An 18,970-nucleotide genomic window follows, 5' to 3' on the forward strand; every position below is an offset into this window, starting at 1 on the left:
TAAATCCGCAAACCGGAATCGCCTTGGGCGGAAAGTTGCAGATATCCGCGCGCGAACGTGCAGCGTGCGGCCCCCCCCCCCGGCGCGGGGCACCCAAGAAATAGTGATTCGAAAAGGATGATGTCCGCTTGAAAATGGCTTATTGCTTAAAATCTTGTTAGGCCGAAACGCGTAATTGTTCAGGTCTTTGATCGGCACTGGCCCTCGCACCCTTGCGAGCGGCTTCTCAGGCTGCCTCGGGAGCAAAACGAAACATGCGGACGGACACGGGCCAGATTATCCACCTCGAAGATTATCAACCGACGGATTTCGTGCTCGAGCGCGTCGATCTGACATTCGAACTGGATCCGCTGGAAACCAAGGTCGAAGCCCGGCTGATCTTCCATCGCCGCGAAGGCGTTGCTGCCGATCGTCCGCTGGTGCTGGATGGCGACGAGCTGAAAATGACCGGGCTGGCGCTCGATCAGGAGCCGATCGCCGCAAAAGACTACACCGAGACCGCGGCGACGCTGACCATTCGCGGCCTGCCGGAAAGCACGCCGTTCGAAATCACCGTCACGACCGAGCTTTCGCCCCAGACCAATACCAAGCTGATGGGCCTCTACCGGACGAACGACGTCTACTGCACACAGTGCGAGGCCGAGGGTTTCCGCCGCATCACCTTCTTCCCGGACAGGCCCGACGTTCTCGCCGTCTACACGGTCAACATCATCGCCGACAAGGCGACGGTGCCGCTGCTGCTCTCGAACGGCAATTTTCTCGGCGGTGCGGGCATGGGCGACGGGCGGCACTTCGCCGCCTGGTTCGATCCGCATCCCAAGCCCAGCTACCTCTTCGCGCTGGTCGCCGGCGATCTCGGCGTCATCGAGGACAGCTTCACCACCATGTCCGGCCGCGAGGTCGTTCTGAAGATCTATGTCGAGCACGGCAAGGAGCCGCGCGCGGCCTACGCCATGGACGCGCTGAAACGCTCCATGCGCTGGGACGAGGAAGCGTTCGGCCGCGAATACGATCTCGACATCTTCATGATCGTCGCCGTGTCCGATTTCAACATGGGCGCCATGGAGAACAAGGGGCTCAACGTCTTCAACGACAAATACGTGCTGGCCGATCCGGAAACCGCCACCGATCAGGACTACGCCAATATCGAGGCGATCATCGCGCACGAATATTTTCACAACTGGACCGGCAACCGCATCACCTGCCGCGACTGGTTCCAGCTGTGCCTGAAGGAAGGCCTGACGGTCTATCGCGACCACCAGTTTTCCGCCGACCAGCGGTCGCGCGCCGTCAAGCGCATCGCGGAAGTCCGTCATCTGAAGGCCGAGCAGTTCCCGGAAGACGGCGGCCCGCTGGCGCATCCGGTCCGGCCGACGCACTTTCGCGAGATCAACAATTTCTACACGACGACCGTCTACGAAAAGGGCTCGGAAGTCACCGGCATGATCGCGACCCTGCTCGGGCCCGATCTGTTCAAGGCCGGCATGGACCTCTATTTCGAGCGCCATGACGGGCAGGCCGTGACCATCGAGGATTTCGTGCGCTGCTTCGAGGATGCGAGCGGTCGCGATCTCGCGCAGTTCGCACTCTGGTACCACCAGGCAGGCACACCGCTCGTCAGCGCATCGGGCACCTTCGACGCGAACCGGCAGACCTTCACGCTGGCGCTGGAGCAGACCGTGCCGCCGACGCCCGGCCAGAGCACGAAGCAGCCGATGCACATCCCGCTTCGCTTCGCGCTGATCTCGGAAGACGGCACGATCGCGCAGCCGTCGGGCGTGACCGGCGCCGAGGTCACCGGCGACGTTCTGCATCTCGTCGAGCGCAGCCAGACCGTGACGTTCGAGGGCATCGCTTCGCGGCCGGTCGTCTCGCTCAATCGCGGCTTCTCCGCCCCGATCAACCTGCATTTCGAAAAATCCCTGGCCGACCGCGCCCATATCGCCCGGTTCGAGACGGATCTTTTCGCGCGCTGGCAGGCGCTGAACGACATGGCGCTCGACGCGCTGGTGGCCGCGACCGCCAGCGTCCGCGCCGGCACGCCGGTCGTGTGCGACGCGTCGCTCATCGACGCGCTGATGGCGACGGTTTCGGACGACGCGCTGGAGCCGGCCTTCCGCGCCCAGGCGCTGGCGCTGCCGAGCGAGTCGGATATTGCGCGGGAGATCGGCCGGGACAACGACCCGGACGCCATCTTCGCCGCCCGGCGCGAGATCATGACGGCCATTGCGGTTTCTGCGCGGGAGACCTTCGCCCGCCTGTTCGACACCATGGGCTCGTCGGAGGCATTCTCTCCGGATGCCGCGAGCGCCGGTCGCCGCGCCTTGCGCAATGGCGCCCTGTCCTACCTCGTGCTCGCCGAAAACATCCCGGCCCGAGCCGTCGAGGCCTTCGCCGCCGCCGACAACATGACCGATCTCGTCCAGGCGCTGACCATCCTCGTGCACCGCTTCCCGGATACGCCGGAGGCCGCTAAGGCGCTCGAGAGCTTCCAGACGCGTTTTGCGGACAATGCGCTCGTTCTCGACAAGTGGTTCACCGTCCAGGCGACCATTCCCGGCGCCGCGACGCTGGAGCGCGTCGAGGCCCTGATGACGCATCCGCTCTTCAACGGTCTCAACCCGAACCGCGTCCGCGCGCTCGTCGGCACCTTCGCCTTCTCCAATCCGACCGGCTTCAACCGGGCGGACGGCAAGGGTTTCCGTTTCCTCGCCCGCCAGATCCTGGAGATCGATCCGCGCAACCCGCAGCTCGCCGCGCGCATCCTCACCGCGATGCGCTCCTGGCGTTCGCTCGAGGCCGGACGGGCCGAACAGGCCCGTGCGGCGCTCGGTGAGATCGCAGCTGGCGCGAAGCTTTCGCCCGATGTCAGCGACATCGTCGAGCGCACCCTGAACGGCTGACTTTCCGGATCGGGCGCGTCAAATGCCTGATTCTTTTCAACGGCTTACAGGAAAAACCGGATTCGCGGCGCGGCAAGCTGCGAATTCGTACCGGTGAGAACTGGTTAACCTCTCGTTAGCCTTTTCACTGGACAAGAAGAATCCGAATTGATTCATTGAGCCAGATTCGGGCGAGCGGCGCGTCGAATCAAACGAGGTTCAAAGATTTGACGAAGATGGCGGAAGCGCAGCAGATGCGCGCGGCCGGGGATGGGCTGCGCCCACGATTCCCGGGCCTTGCGAGCCTTGAACAGGCTTTCCTGCGGCATGTGCGCGGTCTGGCCGCGCCGGCCTCGAGCCGGCTCAACAAGGCGGAGCCGCTGCTGAAGCGCTCCATTCCCGTGCTGATCACGGCGTTCCTCATCGTGGTCGCCATCTCCCGCATCAGCGGCATCGTCAACGAATATGCCCGGATGGAAAACAGCGCCCGCCAGACGACGGTCATGGCGGCCACCGCAGCCGAAGCGATCCTCGCCCCGCAGGCGCACCTCCTCTTCGACCAGGCACAGCGCGCGCCGGTGGAACAGGCGCTCAACGATCTTCTCACGCCCGACATGCTCGCCCCCGGCGCTTTCGCGCTCGGCGTTCGCAATGACGGTCGCATCTTCGCCTCCTCGTCGGAGGGCAAGGCCTTTACCGGACGCGCGCTGTCGGCGATCTCGCCGGAAATCGCCGCCTTCCAGTATTTCGGCGAACGCTCGACGGTCATGAACGCCTTCATCGGCGGCAGCGAATATGTCGTCGCACTGATGCAGGTGGGCGACAAGGCCGGCACGCTGATGGTGGCGACGCCGCTCGCGCATATGGACCGGCTCTGGCGCGACGAGGTCTCGCTCAACGTCACGCTGTTTGCCGGCATTTCGGCCATCCTGCTCGTCGTGCTCTATGCCTATTACATCCAGGCCAAGCGCGCGCGCGACGCCGACCAGATCTTTGCCGAATCCAACCTGCGCGTCGAGACCGCGCTGTCGCGCGGCCGGTGCGGGCTGTGGGATTTCGACATGCCGAACCGGCGGCTTTTCTGGTCACGCTCGATGTACGAGATGCTGGGCATGACGCCGCAGGGCAGCGTGCTCTCCTTCGGCGATGCCGCCCGGCTGATGCATCCCGACGATACCGGCCTCTACAAGGTCGCCCGCTCGATCGCCCGCGGCGACATCCGCCACATCGACCACGTGTTCCGCATGCGGCATGCCGACGGGCACTATGTCTGGCTGCGTGCCCGCGCGCAGGTAATCCGCACCAGTGGCGACCGCGTGCACCTCATCGGCATCGCCATGGACGTGACCGAGCAGCACCGCCTCGCCCAGCGCTATGCCGAAGCCGACCAGCGGCTGGCCGACGCCATCGAGTGTACCTCGGAAGCCTTCGTGCTCTGGGACAAGAACGACCGTCTCGTGATGTGCAACACGCATTACCAGCAGGCCTACCAGCTTCCCGACACCGTGCTCGTGCCCGGCACCGAGCGGTCGGCCGTCAATGCCGCCTCGGCCCGCCCGATCATCGAACGACGCATCGCCGATCCGGATCGCTCCAATCATTCCTCGACCTCGGAGGTCCAGCTGGCCGACCAGCGCTGGCTGCAGATCAACGATCGCCGCACGCGCGATGGCGGTCTCGTGTCCGTCGGCACCGACATCACGCTCCTGAAGCGCCACCAGGTGCGCCTGCGCGAGTCCGAGCGCCGGCTGATGGCGACCATCGGCGATCTCTCGACCTCGCGCATGACGCTCGAACATCAGAAATCGGAACTGTCGATCGCCAACGCCAACTACCTTGCCGAAAAGCAGCGCGCGGAAGCGGCCAACCGGGCGAAATCCGAGTTCCTCGCCAACATGTCGCACGAGCTGCGCACGCCGCTGAACGCGATCCTCGGCTTTTCGGAAATCCTCAAGAACCGCATGTTCGGCCCGCTCGGCTCCGACAAATACGGCGAGTATGCGCTCGATATCCACGACAGCGGCAAGCATCTCCTCAACGTCATCAACGATATTCTCGACATGTCGAAGATCGAGGCCGGGCAGATGCGGATCGACCGCGAGCGGATCGATCTCGCACCGCTGATCGAGGAAACGCTGCGACTGACCACCGTGCCGGCCACGCAGAAGAACATCAGCGTCATGCATCAGGTGTCCTCGGGCCTGACCATGGTCGCGGACCGCCGGGCGATGAAGCAGGTTCTGCTCAACCTCCTGTCGAATGCCGTGAAGTTCACCAATGACGGCGGGCGCATCTCGCTGCGGGCCCGCAAGGTTTCCGGCGCGGTCATGCTGACCATCGCCGATACCGGCATCGGCATCCCGCGCTCGGCCATGCGCAAGATCGGCCTGCCGTTCGAGCAGGTGCAGAGCCAGTATGCCAAGAGCAAGGGCGGCTCGGGCCTCGGGCTCGCCATCTCCCGCTCGCTGACCACCCTGCATGGCGGCCGCATGAAGATCCATTCGGCCGAGAACGTCGGCACGATCATCTCGGTGCGTATCCCGGATTCTGTCTAGACGGCTCTGGCTAGGACGTCTCTGGCTAAATTGGCTCTGGTTGGGGTTCAACCGGTCACGAGCGCGAGAAAAATGCGGCGCACGGCCTTTGTCAGTCGCCGCAGTTCGCTCTCCAGCACCTTGATGTCGGGCGCGTCGCCGGCCCGGCACAGCCGCTCGACCAGCCCGGCCGGCGCCTGTTGCGGATCGAACGGCCCGTCGATGCAGAGGCGGATGATCTGCGACAGCTCCGTCATCAGGGCGAGCGCCTGTGTCAGCAGCGCAAGATCCGGAGGCGCCAGGAAGCTCGGGCCGAGCTGTTCCAGCACCTCCATCGTCGGCAGGCCGCAGACCGGCAAAGCCTGCCCCTGCGCCGAAGCGAGGAGGAACATGGCCTGCGCCGAAAACTCGATATCCACGAGACCGCCGGGGATGAGTTTCAGGTCCCAGGCATTCTCCGGCGGCTTCTCCGCTTCGACGAGGACGCGCATCTCGCGCACATCCTTTCGCACCACCGCCGCGTCGCTCGGCTCCCGGATCACGGCCTGGATCGCATCGGCCGTCGTGCTCATCATGTCCGGATCGCCGGCGATCGGGCGGGCACGGGTCAGCGCCATGTGCTCCCAGGTCCAGGCGTCCTCGCGCTGATATTTGACGAAAGCGGGCAGGCGGGTGGCGACAGGCCCCTTGTTGCCGGACGGGCGCAAGCGCATGTCCACCTCGTAGAGCACGCCCTCGGCCGTCGGCGCCGAGAGAGCGGCGATCAGCCTCTGCGTCAGGCGGGCGTGGTAGCGCGCGGCGTCGAGCGGGCGCGGCCCGTCCGAATCCGCCGCATCGCCATCATGGTCGTAGATGAGAATCAGGTCGATGTCGGAGCCCGCCGTCAATTCGCGGCTGCCGGCCTTGCCCATCGCCACGAGCGCCACCCGGCTGCCGGCGATCTCGCCATGCGCCTCGGCAATCTCATGTCGGACGGCCCTGAAGGCGGCGGCAACGACGATCTCGGCAAGGTCGGTCAGGGCCCTGCCCGTCCTGGAACCGTCGATCACCCCGGTGAGAAGCCGGATTCCGATCAGGAAACGCTGTTCGGATGCGAAGATGCGCAGCCGGTCGAGCCGGTCCTCGTAATGGCGCGCCGTGGAGAGAAAGTCGTCCAGCCGCCCCGCCAGATCGTCCCGCTCGGGCATTTCGTTGAGCACCCGCCGGTCGAGCATGCCGTCGAAGACATGCGGCTTGGCCGCGATGATGTCGGCCAGCCGGGGCGCTGCCGACATGATGGTGACGATGAGCGAGAGCAGCGCGGGATTGTTGCCGAGCAGCGAGAACAGCTGGATGCCGGCCGGCAGCTTGGCGAGGAATCCGTCGAAGCGCAGCAGTGCCTCGTCGGCCCGCCGGCTCTCGCCGAAGACCTTCAACAGCCGGGGGGTGAGCTCCGTCAGCCGCTCGCGCGCCTCGACGGATTGCGTCGCCCGGTAACGGCCATTGTGCCAGGTGCGCATCACGCGGGCGATGTCCTGCGGCCGCTCGAAACCGAGGCCGCGAATGGTTTCCAGCGTGTCGGGGTCGTCCTTCTGTCCGGTGAAGACGAGGTTGCCGAGGTCCGAGGACAGTTCGGCCTCGCGCTCGAACAGCTGGATATAGCGCCGCTCCACCGTGCGCATGGCCCGTGACAGCGCCTCGCCGAACGCCTTCGTGTCGGCAAAACCGGCCATCAGCGCGATGCGCTTCAGCTCGGCCTCCGTCGTCGGCAGCGTGTGGCTCTGCTCGTCGCGGACCATCTGGATACGGTGCTCGACATCGCGCAGGAACCAGTAGGCCTGCGTCAGCTCGTCCCGCGTGCGCCCGTCGATCCAGCCGGCCTCGGCGAGCGCCGCCAGCATCGCCTCCGTCTCGCGTCCGCGCAGGGCCGCGGAGCGCCCGCCTGCGATCAGCTGCTGGGTCTGCACGAAGAATTCGATCTCGCGGATGCCGCCGCGGCCGAGCTTGACATTGTGCCCCTTCACCGCGATCTCGCCATGCCCCTTGTGCGCATGGATCTGCCGCTTGATCGAGTGGATGTCGGCAATGGCGGCGTAGTCGAGATACTTTCGGAAGACGAAGGGCCGCAGCGCCTTCAGGAACCGCTCGCCGGCCTCCAGATCGCCGGCCACGGGACGCGCCTTGATATAGGCCGCCCGTTCCCAGTTCTGCCCGCGCCCTTCATAATAGATCAGCGCAGCCTCGACCGGGATCGCCAGCGGCGTCGCGCCGGGGTCGGGCCGCAGGCGCAGGTCGGTGCGAAACACATAGCCGTCGCCCGTGCGCTCCTGCAGGATCCGCACCAGCCGGCGCAGCAGCCGCGCAAAGATGTCGGACGCGTCGAGGATATCGGCAAAGCCAAGCATTTCCGGCTCGTAGAACACGACGAGATCGATGTCGGAGGAATAGTTCAGCTCGTCGGCACCGAGCTTGCCCATGCCGAGCACGATGACGCCCGAGCCGTCACTCGGCCGGTCCTCGTCCTGAAGCCGGATCTTGCCCCCGCGATGCGCGCCGAGCAACAAATGATCGATCGTGGCGGACGTGGCGGCGGACGCGAACCGGCTCAGCAGTCGTGCGCTGTCGCGCGCGTCCGTCAACCGCGCGAGATCGTGGAGCGCGAGCGCGAAGGCTGCGGTTCGCTTGGCCCTGCGCAACCGCTCCATCAACAGGGTGTCGCTGACCTCGGCACCGCGCCAGCTCTCGCGCGCCTCGAAAATCGTCTCTTCGAGGAGGGCTCCGAGCGGCTGACCGATCACCCGCAGAAGCAGGGCCGGATGGGCGACCGCGATATCGCGCAGATAGGGCGAAAGGGAAAAGGCCGCGACGAGAAACTCCCGCAGCACGGGGGCCGCCTCCAGACGCGGCTGCAGCGCAGGCTCCGCCTTCGTCATCGCCCTCAGATCGGCACTGACGCTGCGCGCCTCCGTCTGGCTGATGGGCTTGAGCGCGCATGTCGCCAGCGCCGCCAGCCCGGCCGGCGTCTCCTGCCCCGTCGTGTGCCTTGCCGTGTGCCCTGTCGTGTGCCCCGCGTTGAAACCTCCCGATGTCATGAAACCTCCCGATCACGACGTTTTCCGAAGACTCATACAGCATCTCTGCCGAATTCGTGCATCGGTTTGGAGACAAGGCCGGATCGACGGGGGTTTTCAGGTCGGAATCTGGGGAAAGATCATATCGACCGTCAGCCCCTTGGCGCCGTCGGCCTCCGGCATCGTGCTGCGCAGCGCGAGACGACCGTGGTGCAGTTCCATGACCGCTTCCACCAGCGACAGGCCGAGGCCGGTTCCGGGCTTCGACCGGCTCTGGTCGAGCCGCACGAACCGCTGAACCACGACCTCGCGCTTGTCATCGGGCACGCCGGGGCCGAAATCGGCGACCGACACGACCGCGCCGCCCTCGCGCCGCGACAGCTTCACGAGGATGCGCGCGTCCGCCGCGCCCTCCGAATATTTGACCGCATTGTCGATGAGGTTGCCGAGCGCCTGCCCGATCAGCTCGCGGTTGCCGGTAACGGAAATGCCCGGCTCGACCTCGGCCTCCAGCGACAGCGCATGCTCGTCCGCCAGCGGCTCGTAAAGCTCGACGCAATCGGCCACGCTCTGCGACAGATCGACGTCGCTCATCTCCGCGGCCGAAGACCCGGCCTCGACGCGGGAGATCATCAACAGCGCGTTGAAGGTGCGGATCAGCTGGTCGGATTCGTTGATGATCTCGTCCAGCGAGCCGCGATAGCCGTCGATCGAGGTGTTGTGGGCGAGCGCCGCTTCCGCCTTGTTGCGCAGGCGGGTCAGCGGCGTCTTCAGGTCGTGGGCGATGTTGTCGGAGACCTGACGCAGGCCCTCGTTCAGCTTCTCGATGCGGCCGAGCATCGCGTTCAGCGATTCCGACAGGCGATCGAATTCGTCGCCGGAGCCGCTCATCGGCAGGCGCTGCGACAGGTCGCCCGCCATGATGCGCGTGCTCGCATCCGACATGCGGTCGATGCGCTTCAGGGCATTGCGGCCGATGGCAAACCAGATGATCAGGGCGCCGACGCCCATGACCCCGAGCGCCACCATCAGCGCCTGGCGGACGAGGACGCGGAATTTCTCCGGCTCCTGCAGGTCGCGGCCGACCAGCACGCGCAGCCCGTTGTCGAGGAAGAGCACCTGGGCGAGCGCCACGTGCCGGTCCTTGCGCGTTTCGTCCGTGTAGCGCTGGTAGGCGAAGGCTTCGTCCGTCCAGCCTTCCTTGTCGAGCAGGCCCGGCTGCAGCGAGGCGACATTGCCCGCGAGGATCTCCCCCGTCGGGCCGGCGATGACATAGAGGGCGGCCCCCGGCTGGCGCGCGCGTCGCTCCAGCGTCCGCAAAAGCCCGTTGACCCCGGCACGCCCGTAGATCGCCTCGATCTGCGTCGCCTCGGCGCTCACGGCATCCTTGGTCTGCTGGTCGAGCAGCCGCTGCGACATGCCGGTGACGTAAAAAACGAGGAAGGCGGCACAGAGCGAAAACAGCACGAGATAGAGGGCCGACAAGCGCACGGCCGTCGTGCGCATCAGAATGCCGACACGGCTCATGCCTCGGCGCGCCCTTCGATCCTGGGTTCGTCCTTGATCATGTAGCCGGCACCGCGCACGGTCCGCAGCAGCGGCTGGTCGAAGTCCTTCTCGATCTTCGCCCGCAGGCGCGACACATGCACGTCGATGACGTTGGTCTGCGGATCGAAATGATAGTCCCAGACATTTTCGAGCAGCATGGTGCGCGTCACCACCTGCCCCGCATTCTTCATCAGATATTCGAGCAGGCGGAATTCGCGCGGCTGGAGAAGAAGCTCCCGGCCCTGGCGCTTGACGGTGTGGGACAGCCGGTCGAGTTCGAGATCGCCGACGCGGTAGATCATGTCCTGTTCCGGCGCGCCCTTGCGGCGGCCGAGCACCTCGATGCGGGCCAGAAGCTCGTTGAAGGCATAGGGTTTCGGCAGATAGTCGTCGCCGCCCGCGCGCAGGCCCGTCACCCGGTCGTCCACCTGGCCGAGCGCGGAGAGAATGAGCACCGGCGTGTGGATGCCGCGGGCGCGCAGCTCGGTGATGACGGAAAGGCCGTCACGGCGCGGCAGCATGCGGTCGATCACCAGAACGTCGTAGCTGTTCTCGCTCGCCATGAACAAGCCGCTTTCGCCGTCGCTCGCCTGGTCGCTGACGATCCCCGCCTCGCGGAAGGCCTTGGAGAGATAGGCTGCAGCTTCGAGGTCGTCCTCGACGATCAATATCTTCATGTGGCTGACCATAATGCCGGTCCCGTCACTTTCACAGTGTTTCCCTGACAACAGAGGGGCTTTGTTGGAACATCCGGCCCCTGAAAACGGCAACGCCGCGAAACCTCGTCGATTTCGCGGCGCGCCATCCGTCTATCGAGGCCCGATCAGCCCTGGTCGATCGGCAGCGCGATGAAGCGGCTGGCATTGTCGGCCTGGATCTGGAACAGCGCCTTGGAGCGGCCATCCTTCTTCGCCTGGCTGATCACCTTCAGGATGTCGTCCGCGGACTTCACTTCCTGATTGTTGACCGAGACGATCTTCTCGCCTTCCTTCAGGCCGCGATCGCTCGCGTCGCTATCGGGATCGACCTCCGAGATCGTCACGCCCTGGCCGTCCTCGGAAGGCGCAACCGTCACGCCGAGGTCGGCCAGCGCCTTCTCGCTTGCGGGCTGCGACGGCTCTTCCGGCTGCGTCGGGTCGGCGGCGGCTTCCTGCTTGTCGTCCGGCAGCGTGCCGATGACCAGCTTGACGCTCTGCGACTTGCCGTCGCGCCACAGCGAGACATCCACCGAGCTGCCCGGCTTCATCGCGCCGATCTTGCGGGCGAGTTCGCGCGGTCCCTTGATCGGATCGCCATCGACGGCGGTCACCACGTCGCCCTTCTTGATGCCGGCCTTTTCGCCCGGGGAACCCGGCTGCGGCTCGACCACCAGCGCGCCGCTGGCTTCCGCCAGGCCGAGGCTGTCGGCGATGTCCTTGTTGACGGGCTGGATCTGCACGCCGAGCCAGCCGCGCGAAACGCTGCCGTCCTTCATCAGGTCCTCGACCACGTCTTTCGCCACCGAAGCCGGAATGGCGAAGGCGATGCCGACATTGCCGCCCGACGGCGAGAAGATCGCGGTGTTGATGCCGACGACCTGGCCTTCGAGGTTGAAAGTCGGGCCACCGGAGTTGCCGCGGTTCACCGCCGCATCCACCTGCAGATAGTCGTCATACGGGCCGGAGCCGATGTCGCGGCCGCGGGCCGAGACGATGCCGGAGGTCACCGTGCCGCCGAGGCCGAACGGGTTACCGACCGCCACGACCCAGTCGCCGACGCGAACCTTGCTGTCGTCGGCGAAGCTGACATAGGTGAACTTGCGCTTGTCATCGACCTTGAGCACCGCGAGATCGGTGCGGCTGTCCTTGCCGACGAGCTTGGCATCGAGTTCGGTGCCGTCGTTCAGCACGACTGTGAAGGCCGAGCCGTCGCTGACGACGTGGTTGTTGGTGACAAGGTAGCCGTCTTCGGTGATGAAGAAGCCCGAGCCCTGCGAAGTCGGGCGCAGGCGGCCTTCGCCACCCTTGCCATGCGGGCCGCGTTCGGCATGCGGGCCGTTCGGGCCGTGCTGCGGCCCACCGTTCGGGCCCCCGTTCTGGCCACCAAATTCGCGGAAGAGACGCTTCAGCGGGTGATCGTCCGGCAGGTCGTCGAACCCGCGACCGTTGAAGTCGAACGAAAAGCCGTTGGTCGCATCTTCCGACACCGGGTTCGCACGGCTCTGGACGCGAACGGAGACGACGGCCGGGGAGACGGCGTCGACCACGTTGGCAAAGCTCGGAACCTGCTGCGGCGCCGTGATGCGGACGGGTTCTGCAAAGGAACTGGTGATGGCGGCGGGGATGCCCGTGGAGAGCATGACGGCCGCGAGACCGGCGACGCTGGACGTCTTCAGGACGGTCTTCAAGGAGGGGCGGAAAGAACGTGTCGTTGTCATCCTGATATGCCTTTTCTTCTCTGCTCGGGCTGTGACTGGAGGAAACAGCTGATGACCAAAGAGATAGGCCCGCCCACCTTACGAGGGAATGTCTTGGGCATGAACATTTGGTAATGTTGGGAAAAACGCACTCAGTCGTCGAGAACGGCGCGCAGCCGCCCCTCTTCCTCCGCCGACAGCGGGTCGGGGGCAGGAGGCCGTTCGCGGCGGCGGCGGACGGCGAGCAGCATGGCGGTGCCGCCGGCGAGCAGCAGCACGACGGGCGTTCCCCAGAGGATCAGCGTCTTGGCCTCGAAGCGGGGTTTGAGCAGCACGAATTCGCCGTAGCGCGAGACGACGTAGTCGATCACCGCCGTATCGGTGTCGCCGCGGGCGAGCCGCTCTCGCACGATCAGGCGCAGGTCCTTGGCAAGCTCGGCATTGCTGTCGTCGATCGACTGGTTCTGGCAGACCATGCAGCGCAGTTGCCCCGAGAGGGCCCGCGCCCGCGCCTCCAGCGCCGGATCAGACAGTACCTCGTCCGGATTGACCGCCAGCGCCGGCCCGATCGTCATCAGCCCGAGCATCAGGGCAACGAGCATCGTCGCCGCGATACCGGCGCACCGGCGCGCCAGGGGCCCGAGCACCGTCATTCCGCTGCCTCGGCGATGGGTCGGACCGGCTTTCGCGCTCGCGACGGGGCGCCGATGCGCAGGCGCCGGTCGCTGAGCGACACCGCGCCGCCGAGCATCATCAGCAGCGTGCCGCCCCAGATGCAGAGGATCAGCGGCTTCCACCAGATGCGCACGACGACGCCGCCATTCGCCTGGTCGTCGCCGAGCGAGACGTAGAGCTGGCTCGTGCCGAAGGTCAGGATGCCCGCTTCCGTCGTCGGCATGCGCCGCGCGGTGTAGAGCCGCCGCGCCGACCAGACGTCGGCAACGACGATGCCGGCGCGGCTGATGGTGAAATGCCCGCGTTCCTCGCTGTAATTCGGCCCCTGCCCGGCCTTCAGGCCGTCGAAGCGCAGCGCATATCCGCCGGCCTCGGTCGATTGCCCCGGCGTCATCGCCAGAATATGCTCGCTCTGGAACGCCGTCACCGCGACGATGCCGATCATCGTCACGCCGACGCCGGCATGCGCCAGCGCCGTGCCGAAGCTCGAGCGCGGCAGGCCGGACAGCCGCCGCCGGGCGGTGGCGAGCGGCACCTTGCCGAGGCCGGAGCGCAGCACGAGATCGGTCACCGCGCCGCCGATCATATAGGCGCCGAGCGCGATCCCGAGCAGCGCGAGAACCGGCCCGCCGCCTTGTGCATAGGCAATTCCCGCGCCGACGACGAGGCCGAAGGCGACGGCGGCAAAAAGCCGCTGGCCGGCTGCGAGGATGTCGCCGCGCTTCCAGGCCAGCAGCGGCCCGAAGGGCACCGCGCAGAGAAGCGGCAGCATCAGGAGGCCGAAGGTCATGTTGAAGAAGGGCGGGCCGACGGAGATCTTGTCGCCGGTCAGGGCTTCGAGCGCCAGTGGATAGAGCGTGCCGGTCAGCACGGTCGCCGCCGCGGTCGTCAGGATCAGGTTGTTGAAGACCAGCGCCCCCTCGCGCGAGATCGGCGCAAACAGCCCGCCCGCCTTCAGCCGCGCCGCCCTGAGCGCAAACAAGGTCAGCGCCCCGCCGATGAAAAGGATGAGGATCACGAGGATGAAGATGCCGCGCCGGGGATCGGTCGCGAAGGCATGCACCGAGGTGAGCACCCCGGAGCGCACGAGGAAGGTGCCGAGCAGCGACAGCGAGAAGGTCATCAGCGCCAGCAGCACCGTCCAGATCTTCAGCGCCTCGCGCTTTTCCATGACCAGGGCCGAATGCAGCAGTGCGGTTCCGGCAAGCCAGGGCATGAAGGAGGCGTTCTCGACCGGATCCCAGAACCACCAGCCGCCCCAGCCGAGTTCGTAATAGGCCCAGTAGGAGCCCATGGCGATGCCCGCCGTCAGAAAGCTCCAGGCGGCGAGCGTCCAGGGCCGCACCCAGCGTGCCCAGGCCGCATCCAGCCGCCCCTCGATCAGCGCCGCCACGGCGAAGGAGAAACAGACGGAGAAGCCGACATAGCCGAGATAGAGCAGCGGCGGATGGATCGCGAGCCCGATATCCTGCAGCACCGGGTTCAGGTCCTGCCCCTCGCCCGGCGCCGGCACCAGCCGCGCGAACGGGTTGGAGGTCAGGAGCACGAAGAGGGCGAAGGCGGTGGCGATCAGCGCCTGGATCGACAGGACATGCGCCTTGAGCGTGGCCGGCAGATTGCCGCCGAAGAGGGCGACGAGCGCCGAAAAGAAGGTGAGGATCAGCATCCACAGGAGCATGGAGCCCTCGTGATTGCCCCAGACGCCGGAAAACTTGTAGATCAGCGGGATGGCCGAATGCGAATTCGCCCAGACATTCTCGACGGAGAAGTCGGACGTCACGTGCGCATGGGTCAGCGCGGCAAAGGACAGGGCCACGAGGATGAAGGTCGCATAGGCGGCCGAGGTGCCGCTCGCCATCAGGGCCGTGTCGCGTCGCCACGCGCCGATCGAAGGCAGCGCCGCCTGCAACAGGCTGGTCGCCAGCGCCAGCACCAGCGCGTAGTGCCCGAGTTCCGCAATCATCGGATCACCTCCTGCCCGCCGAGCGAAACGCCCTGCGCCTTCAGCCGGTCGGCCACGTCCTTCGGCATATAGGTTTCGTCATGCTTGGCCAGCACCGTATCGGCCACGAACACGCCGGCATCGTTCATCGCGCCCTCCGCCACCACGCCCTGCCCCTCGCGAAACAGGTCGGGCAGCATGCCGGTATAGGTCACCGGCACCTTGGCCAGCGTGTCGGTCACGGTAAAGGTCACCGTCGTGCCCGCGCTCCGCTCCACGGAACCCGCGGCCACGAGCCCGCCGAGCCGGATGCGGGTCCCCGGCGCGACATGCGCCTTTTCGAGATCGGCCGGCACGTAGAAATAGGCCACCGCCTGGCTGAAGGCGAAAAGCACGAGCAGCACGGCCAGCGTCAGGAACCCGACGCCGCCGGCGATCAGGCCCAGCCGCTTCCGCTTGCGCGCCGACCCTCTCGTCGTGCCACCTGTCACCGCGCGCGTCATGGTGCTCTCCCCGTGTCGATGCCCAGTTCCGCGGCCAGCGCCAGCAGTTGCCGTCCGCCCTCGCCGTCTCCCGGAAACGCGGCGAGCCCGTCGCGCAGCGCGCCTTCTGCCTTCGCCGTCTCGCCCAGCACCGCATAGGAGCGGATGATCCGCTGCCAGCCCTCGAGGTTGGCGGGTTCCTCCTTCAGCTTGGCGGCGAGGCTTGCCACCATGCCTTCGATCATCTGCCGCCGGTCGCCGGTGCTCATCGCCTCGGCGCTGGCGATCGCGGCCGCATCCGGCCCGCCAAGCGTCGCCGGCGCTTTGTCGGCCAGCCCTTTGTCGGCCAGCGCTTTGTCGGACGCTGCGAGCGCGGCGACATGCTGGTTGACGAGCGGCAGCCAGGGCGCGCCGGCCGGCGAGGTCGCGACGATCGCGCGGAAGGCCGTCAGTGCCTCGGCCGCCTTGCCGTCCTGCTCCAGCCCCAGCGCGAGGTAGAAGCGCGCGCGCGGATCTTCGGGCTGCAGCACCAGCGACTGTTCCAGCGCCTTGCGCGCCTCCGCCGCCACCAGACCGCCGGAGCGCGCGATCAGGCTTTCGGCATAGCCGCCCAGCCGTTGCGGCGAGGGTCCGTTGAGGCGGATCGCGTTGGAAAAGGCGGAGATGGCATCGTCGAAACGGCCGCTGCGATAATAGATCGGCGCGAGCACGTCGTAACCGGCGCCGTCGTCCGGACGGGCGGCGAGCTGCCGCTCGGCCTGGGCGATGAGGATTTCGATGTCGTCGCCGGGATTGGCGATCCGCGCCGAAAGCGGCGCATCGGGCAGCTCCGGGCTGCCGGTGTTGAGATAGAGACAGAGCCCGACCAGAGGCAGCACGACGATGACGGCCGCCTGCGCCAGCCGGTTGGTGCGGCCATGGGCCGACATCCCCCCGACCGCCGGGGTCCGCTCCGCCCGGTTCCGCTCTGCCTTGGCGCTCGCGGCCAGCAGCCGCCGGGCGATCTCGGCGCGGGCCAGCTCGGCCTCTTCGGGCGCGATCATCCCCGTCCGGGCGTCTCGTTTCAACTCTTCCAGCTGGTCGCGATAGACCTCGGCGTCATAGTCGCCGGCCACGGCCTCCGCCCTGCCGGCCCGCAAGAGCGGCAGGAGAAGCAGCGCCGCGACGGCGGCGGTCATCACGGCAACGATGATCCAGAACAGCATGTCCAGTCTTTCAAGCCCATCTTCGGCACGAGGATGCGGCACCTCCGCCATCCCCCTGTCCGCGCTGCAAAAACGCAGGACGAGCCGTCCTGCGCCGCAGCCGTCCTATGCTGCCATACTATGCAGGCAGCCGGGTTCCAATCGCCAAAGCGAGCATGACGAAAAATTGAGGCGCGAAACGGGCGGGCGCGCTCCGGCGAAAGGTCGCACTCGGCCGGGAGACGACGCTCAGATCAGCGGCGTCCAGCTGCCGTCGGCATTGCGGCAGGCGACGCCGCGCGCCACGCTGTCGGTTGCTCCCACCGTCACCGTATGGCTGTACTGCCGGCAGTTCTGCGAGCCCACCTGATAGGGGGCGGCGCCGACGACCGAGCCGCGGATGCCGCTGCCCTGCCAGACGACGGGCTGGCCGCCCGGTGCGGCCTCCAGGGCGCGATATTCCGCTTCGAGCGCCCTCTGGCGATCGGCCCCCGAGAGCTTGATGCCGGCGATCTGGCCGATGATGCCGTTTCCGAGCGCCGCGATGAAGGAGGAGGAGGCGCCGCTGCGTGTCGCCACGCCGCCCAGCGCGGCCGCCTTGCCGCCGGTGGCGCGGGAGGCGCAGCCGCCGGCCACCCCAAGCGCGACCAGAAGCCCTGCGGTTGCCAGTGTCCGGATCGTGCGGGAAAAGCGGTGTCTGTCTGTCATGCGCAATGCGGATCCGGCTTCATCGGGAACGGTCGAAGCGCTTATTTTGCATCGCCGCAAAATGCGGGCAACAGCGCATCGCGAAATAAGCGCGGGCGCCCGTGCATTTCCGCCCGAGCGGTGTCGAAAAAGCACGCCGGAGCGTCTGCGTGTCTACTCAGGAGGCCGCGGGCAGCACCAGCGTCGCCTTGAGACCGCCGATCTCGGCCCGGTCCATGGCCAGCGTCCCGTGATATTCGCCGGCGATCTCCCGCACGATCGAGAGGCCGAGGCCGGTGCCCGGCTTGCTCTCGTCCAGCCGTCGTCCGCGCTTCATCGCCATGGCGATCTGCTCCGGCTCGATGCCCGGCCCGTCATCCTCGACATCCACCGTGATCCAGGCGCGCCTTCCGGGGTCGAGCCCCTGCACGCCTTCGGCCGAGAGATGCGCCGTGATCCGGACCTCCGTCCGCGCATAGCGCGCGGCATTGTCGAGCAGGTTGCCGACCGTCTCCTCCACATCCTGCTGCTCCATCGCCAGAACCAGGTTCGGCGGCGAGATCGTCAGGTGGAAGGTCTTTTCCGCATGCAGGCGGCGCATCACCCGCACCAGCCGCTCCAGCGCCTGCTCGACCTCGGTGCGGGCCAGCACCGATTCGCGCTGGGCGGCGATGCGCGCGCGGTTGAGATAGGATTGCACCTGCACCTGCATGGCGTCGGCCTGGCTGCGCACCAGCTCGCCATGCGGCGGCTCCAGCACGCGCGCCTCGTTGATCAGCACGGCAAGCGGCGTCTTCAGCGAATGGGCGAGGTTGCCCACCTGCATGCGCGCCCGCTCGATGATGCGGCGGTTGCTGTCGATCAGCGCGTTGACCTCGCTTGCCAGCGGCTGGATCTCGCGCGGAAACTCTCCGTCCAGCCGTTCGCTCTCGCCCGCCCGGATCTTTTCGAGCGACCGGCGCGCCTGGTCGAGCGGGCGCAGGCCGAACAGGATGGCGAGCGCGTTCATGCCGAGCCCGCCGAAGCCGAAGATCGCCAGCGCCAGATAGAGGTTGCGGTTGAAATCGTTGATATCGGCTTCCAGCACATCGCGGTTGCCGGCGATGCGGAACCGTGCGGTGCGGCCCTGAATGTCGAGCACGACCTCGGTCTCGGCCACCTCGACTTCGTTGCCAAAGCTGTCGAGCGTCGTGTAGAATCGCTCGTAGCGGATGTCGAACGGCACCTCGTCGACGCTGACGATCGGCAGCTTGCCGGAGCCGAGCGATGTCGAGACGAGCGGCGGCGTGTTGAACTCGCCGATCGGCTCGACGATCCAGTACCAGCCCGTCTGCGGCTGCGAGAACCGGAGGTCGCCGAGCTGCGGACTGCCGGCGAGCACCCCCTTGTCGTTGACGACGATCGAGTTGATGACGTTGTAGAGCTGCGCCCGCAGCAGATCCTGAAAACCGCGCTCGGAGCCCTGCCGGTAGAGCGTCGAGATCACGACGCCGATCACCACGAGCGCCGCCGCCGCCCAGATGGTGGAGACGAGCAGCACGCGCGCGGTGAGGGATTGCAGCCGCAGCATCAGCCGTGCCGGCGTTTGTTG

The 18,970-nt window shown here is 66.7% G+C and carries 12 protein-coding genes; 2 read left to right on the plus strand and 10 right to left on the minus strand.

What is annotated here, in order from left to right:
• Positions 1-254 precede the first annotated feature (254 nt).
• Positions 255-2,903: an aminopeptidase N gene (pepN, locus tag C8J36_RS07785; RefSeq protein ID WP_132533857.1), complete on the plus strand. Its 2,649-nt coding sequence runs from the start codon at positions 255-257 to the stop codon at positions 2,901-2,903.
• Positions 2,904-3,109: 206 nt separating this feature from the next.
• Positions 3,110-5,437 carry an ATP-binding protein gene (locus tag C8J36_RS07790; protein ID WP_165914990.1) on the plus strand — a complete coding sequence of 776 codons (2,328 nt, stop codon included), beginning with the start codon at positions 3,110-3,112 and terminating at the stop codon, positions 5,435-5,437.
• Positions 5,438-5,484: 47 nt separating this feature from the next.
• Here the strand turns inward: C8J36_RS07790 and C8J36_RS07795 are convergent, their stop codons facing one another.
• From C8J36_RS07795 to C8J36_RS07840, 10 genes are all read right to left on the minus strand, one after another.
• The gene (locus C8J36_RS07795; protein WP_132533861.1) at positions 5,485-8,487 is read right to left on the minus strand and encodes a bifunctional [glutamine synthetase] adenylyltransferase/[glutamine synthetase]-adenylyl-L-tyrosine phosphorylase; all 3,003 of its coding nucleotides are present in this window, start codon (positions 8,485-8,487) and stop codon (positions 5,485-5,487) included.
• Between the two features lie 96 nt (positions 8,488-8,583).
• Positions 8,584-9,993 carry an ATP-binding protein gene (locus C8J36_RS07800; RefSeq protein WP_132533863.1) on the minus strand — a complete coding sequence of 470 codons (1,410 nt, stop codon included), beginning with the start codon at positions 9,991-9,993 and terminating at the stop codon, positions 8,584-8,586.
• Positions 9,990-10,703 (minus strand): response regulator transcription factor, encoded by a 714-nt coding sequence (locus C8J36_RS07805; protein WP_062594729.1) that lies wholly within the window; start codon positions 10,701-10,703, stop codon positions 9,990-9,992. Before C8J36_RS07805 ends, C8J36_RS07800 begins: the two co-directional genes overlap by 4 nt.
• Before the next feature lie 134 nt (positions 10,704-10,837).
• The gene (locus C8J36_RS07810; protein WP_132533865.1) at positions 10,838-12,430 is read right to left on the minus strand and encodes a Do family serine endopeptidase; all 1,593 of its coding nucleotides are present in this window, start codon (positions 12,428-12,430) and stop codon (positions 10,838-10,840) included.
• A 131-nt stretch (positions 12,431-12,561) separates the two neighbouring features.
• On the minus strand, positions 12,562-13,011 hold the full coding sequence (locus C8J36_RS07815) for a cytochrome c-type biogenesis protein (RefSeq protein ID WP_132533983.1): 450 nt from the start codon (positions 13,009-13,011) through the stop codon (positions 12,562-12,564).
• A 47-nt stretch (positions 13,012-13,058) separates the two neighbouring features.
• On the minus strand, positions 13,059-15,047 hold the full coding sequence (locus C8J36_RS07820; protein ID WP_132533867.1) for a heme lyase CcmF/NrfE family subunit: 1,989 nt from the start codon (positions 15,045-15,047) through the stop codon (positions 13,059-13,061).
• The gene (gene ccmE / locus C8J36_RS07825) at positions 15,044-15,529 is read right to left on the minus strand and encodes a cytochrome c maturation protein CcmE (protein WP_132533869.1); all 486 of its coding nucleotides are present in this window, start codon (positions 15,527-15,529) and stop codon (positions 15,044-15,046) included. Before ccmE ends, C8J36_RS07820 begins: the two co-directional genes overlap by 4 nt.
• Complete coding sequence (gene ccmI / locus C8J36_RS07830; RefSeq protein WP_132533871.1) at positions 15,526-16,713, minus strand: c-type cytochrome biogenesis protein CcmI; 1,188 nt, start codon at positions 16,711-16,713, stop codon at positions 15,526-15,528. Before ccmI ends, ccmE begins: the two co-directional genes overlap by 4 nt.
• A gap of 228 nt (positions 16,714-16,941) precedes the next feature.
• Positions 16,942-17,400: a hypothetical protein gene (locus tag C8J36_RS07835; RefSeq protein ID WP_062594725.1), complete on the minus strand. Its 459-nt coding sequence runs from the start codon at positions 17,398-17,400 to the stop codon at positions 16,942-16,944.
• Between the two features lie 157 nt (positions 17,401-17,557).
• Entirely contained in the window at positions 17,558-18,946 is a 1,389-nt protein-coding gene (locus tag C8J36_RS07840) for a HAMP domain-containing sensor histidine kinase (protein ID WP_062594945.1), read from the minus strand.
• Between the last annotated feature and the right edge of the window lie 24 nt (positions 18,947-18,970).

Origin of the sequence: Rhizobium sp. PP-F2F-G48, assembly GCF_004342335.1 — a bacterium.
Taxonomy (GTDB): Bacteria; Pseudomonadota; Alphaproteobacteria; order Rhizobiales; family Rhizobiaceae; genus Ferranicluibacter.

Excerpts from the sequence above, each read along its gene's own strand:
- C8J36_RS07800 (WP_132533863.1), bottom strand. The coding sequence starts at position 9,993 with ATGAGCCGTGTCGGCATTCTGATGCGCACGACGGCCGTGCGCTTGTCG.
- C8J36_RS07815 (WP_132533983.1), bottom strand. The coding sequence starts at position 13,011 with ATGCTCGTTGCCCTGATGCTCGGGCTGATGACGATCGGGCCGGCGCTG.
- C8J36_RS07820 (WP_132533867.1), bottom strand. The coding sequence starts at position 15,047 with ATGATTGCGGAACTCGGGCACTACGCGCTGGTGCTGGCGCTGGCGACC.
- ccmI (WP_132533871.1), bottom strand. The coding sequence starts at position 16,713 with ATGCTGTTCTGGATCATCGTTGCCGTGATGACCGCCGCCGTCGCGGCG.
- C8J36_RS07810 (WP_132533865.1), bottom strand. The coding sequence starts at position 12,430 with ATGACAACGACACGTTCTTTCCGCCCCTCCTTGAAGACCGTCCTGAAG.
- C8J36_RS07835 (WP_062594725.1), bottom strand. The coding sequence starts at position 17,400 with ATGACAGACAGACACCGCTTTTCCCGCACGATCCGGACACTGGCAACC.
- ccmE (WP_132533869.1), bottom strand. The coding sequence starts at position 15,529 with ATGACGCGCGCGGTGACAGGTGGCACGACGAGAGGGTCGGCGCGCAAG.
- pepN (WP_132533857.1), top strand. The coding sequence starts at position 255 with ATGCGGACGGACACGGGCCAGATTATCCACCTCGAAGATTATCAACCG.
- C8J36_RS07795 (WP_132533861.1), bottom strand. The coding sequence starts at position 8,487 with ATGACATCGGGAGGTTTCAACGCGGGGCACACGACAGGGCACACGGCA.
- C8J36_RS07805 (WP_062594729.1), bottom strand. The coding sequence starts at position 10,703 with ATGGTCAGCCACATGAAGATATTGATCGTCGAGGACGACCTCGAAGCT.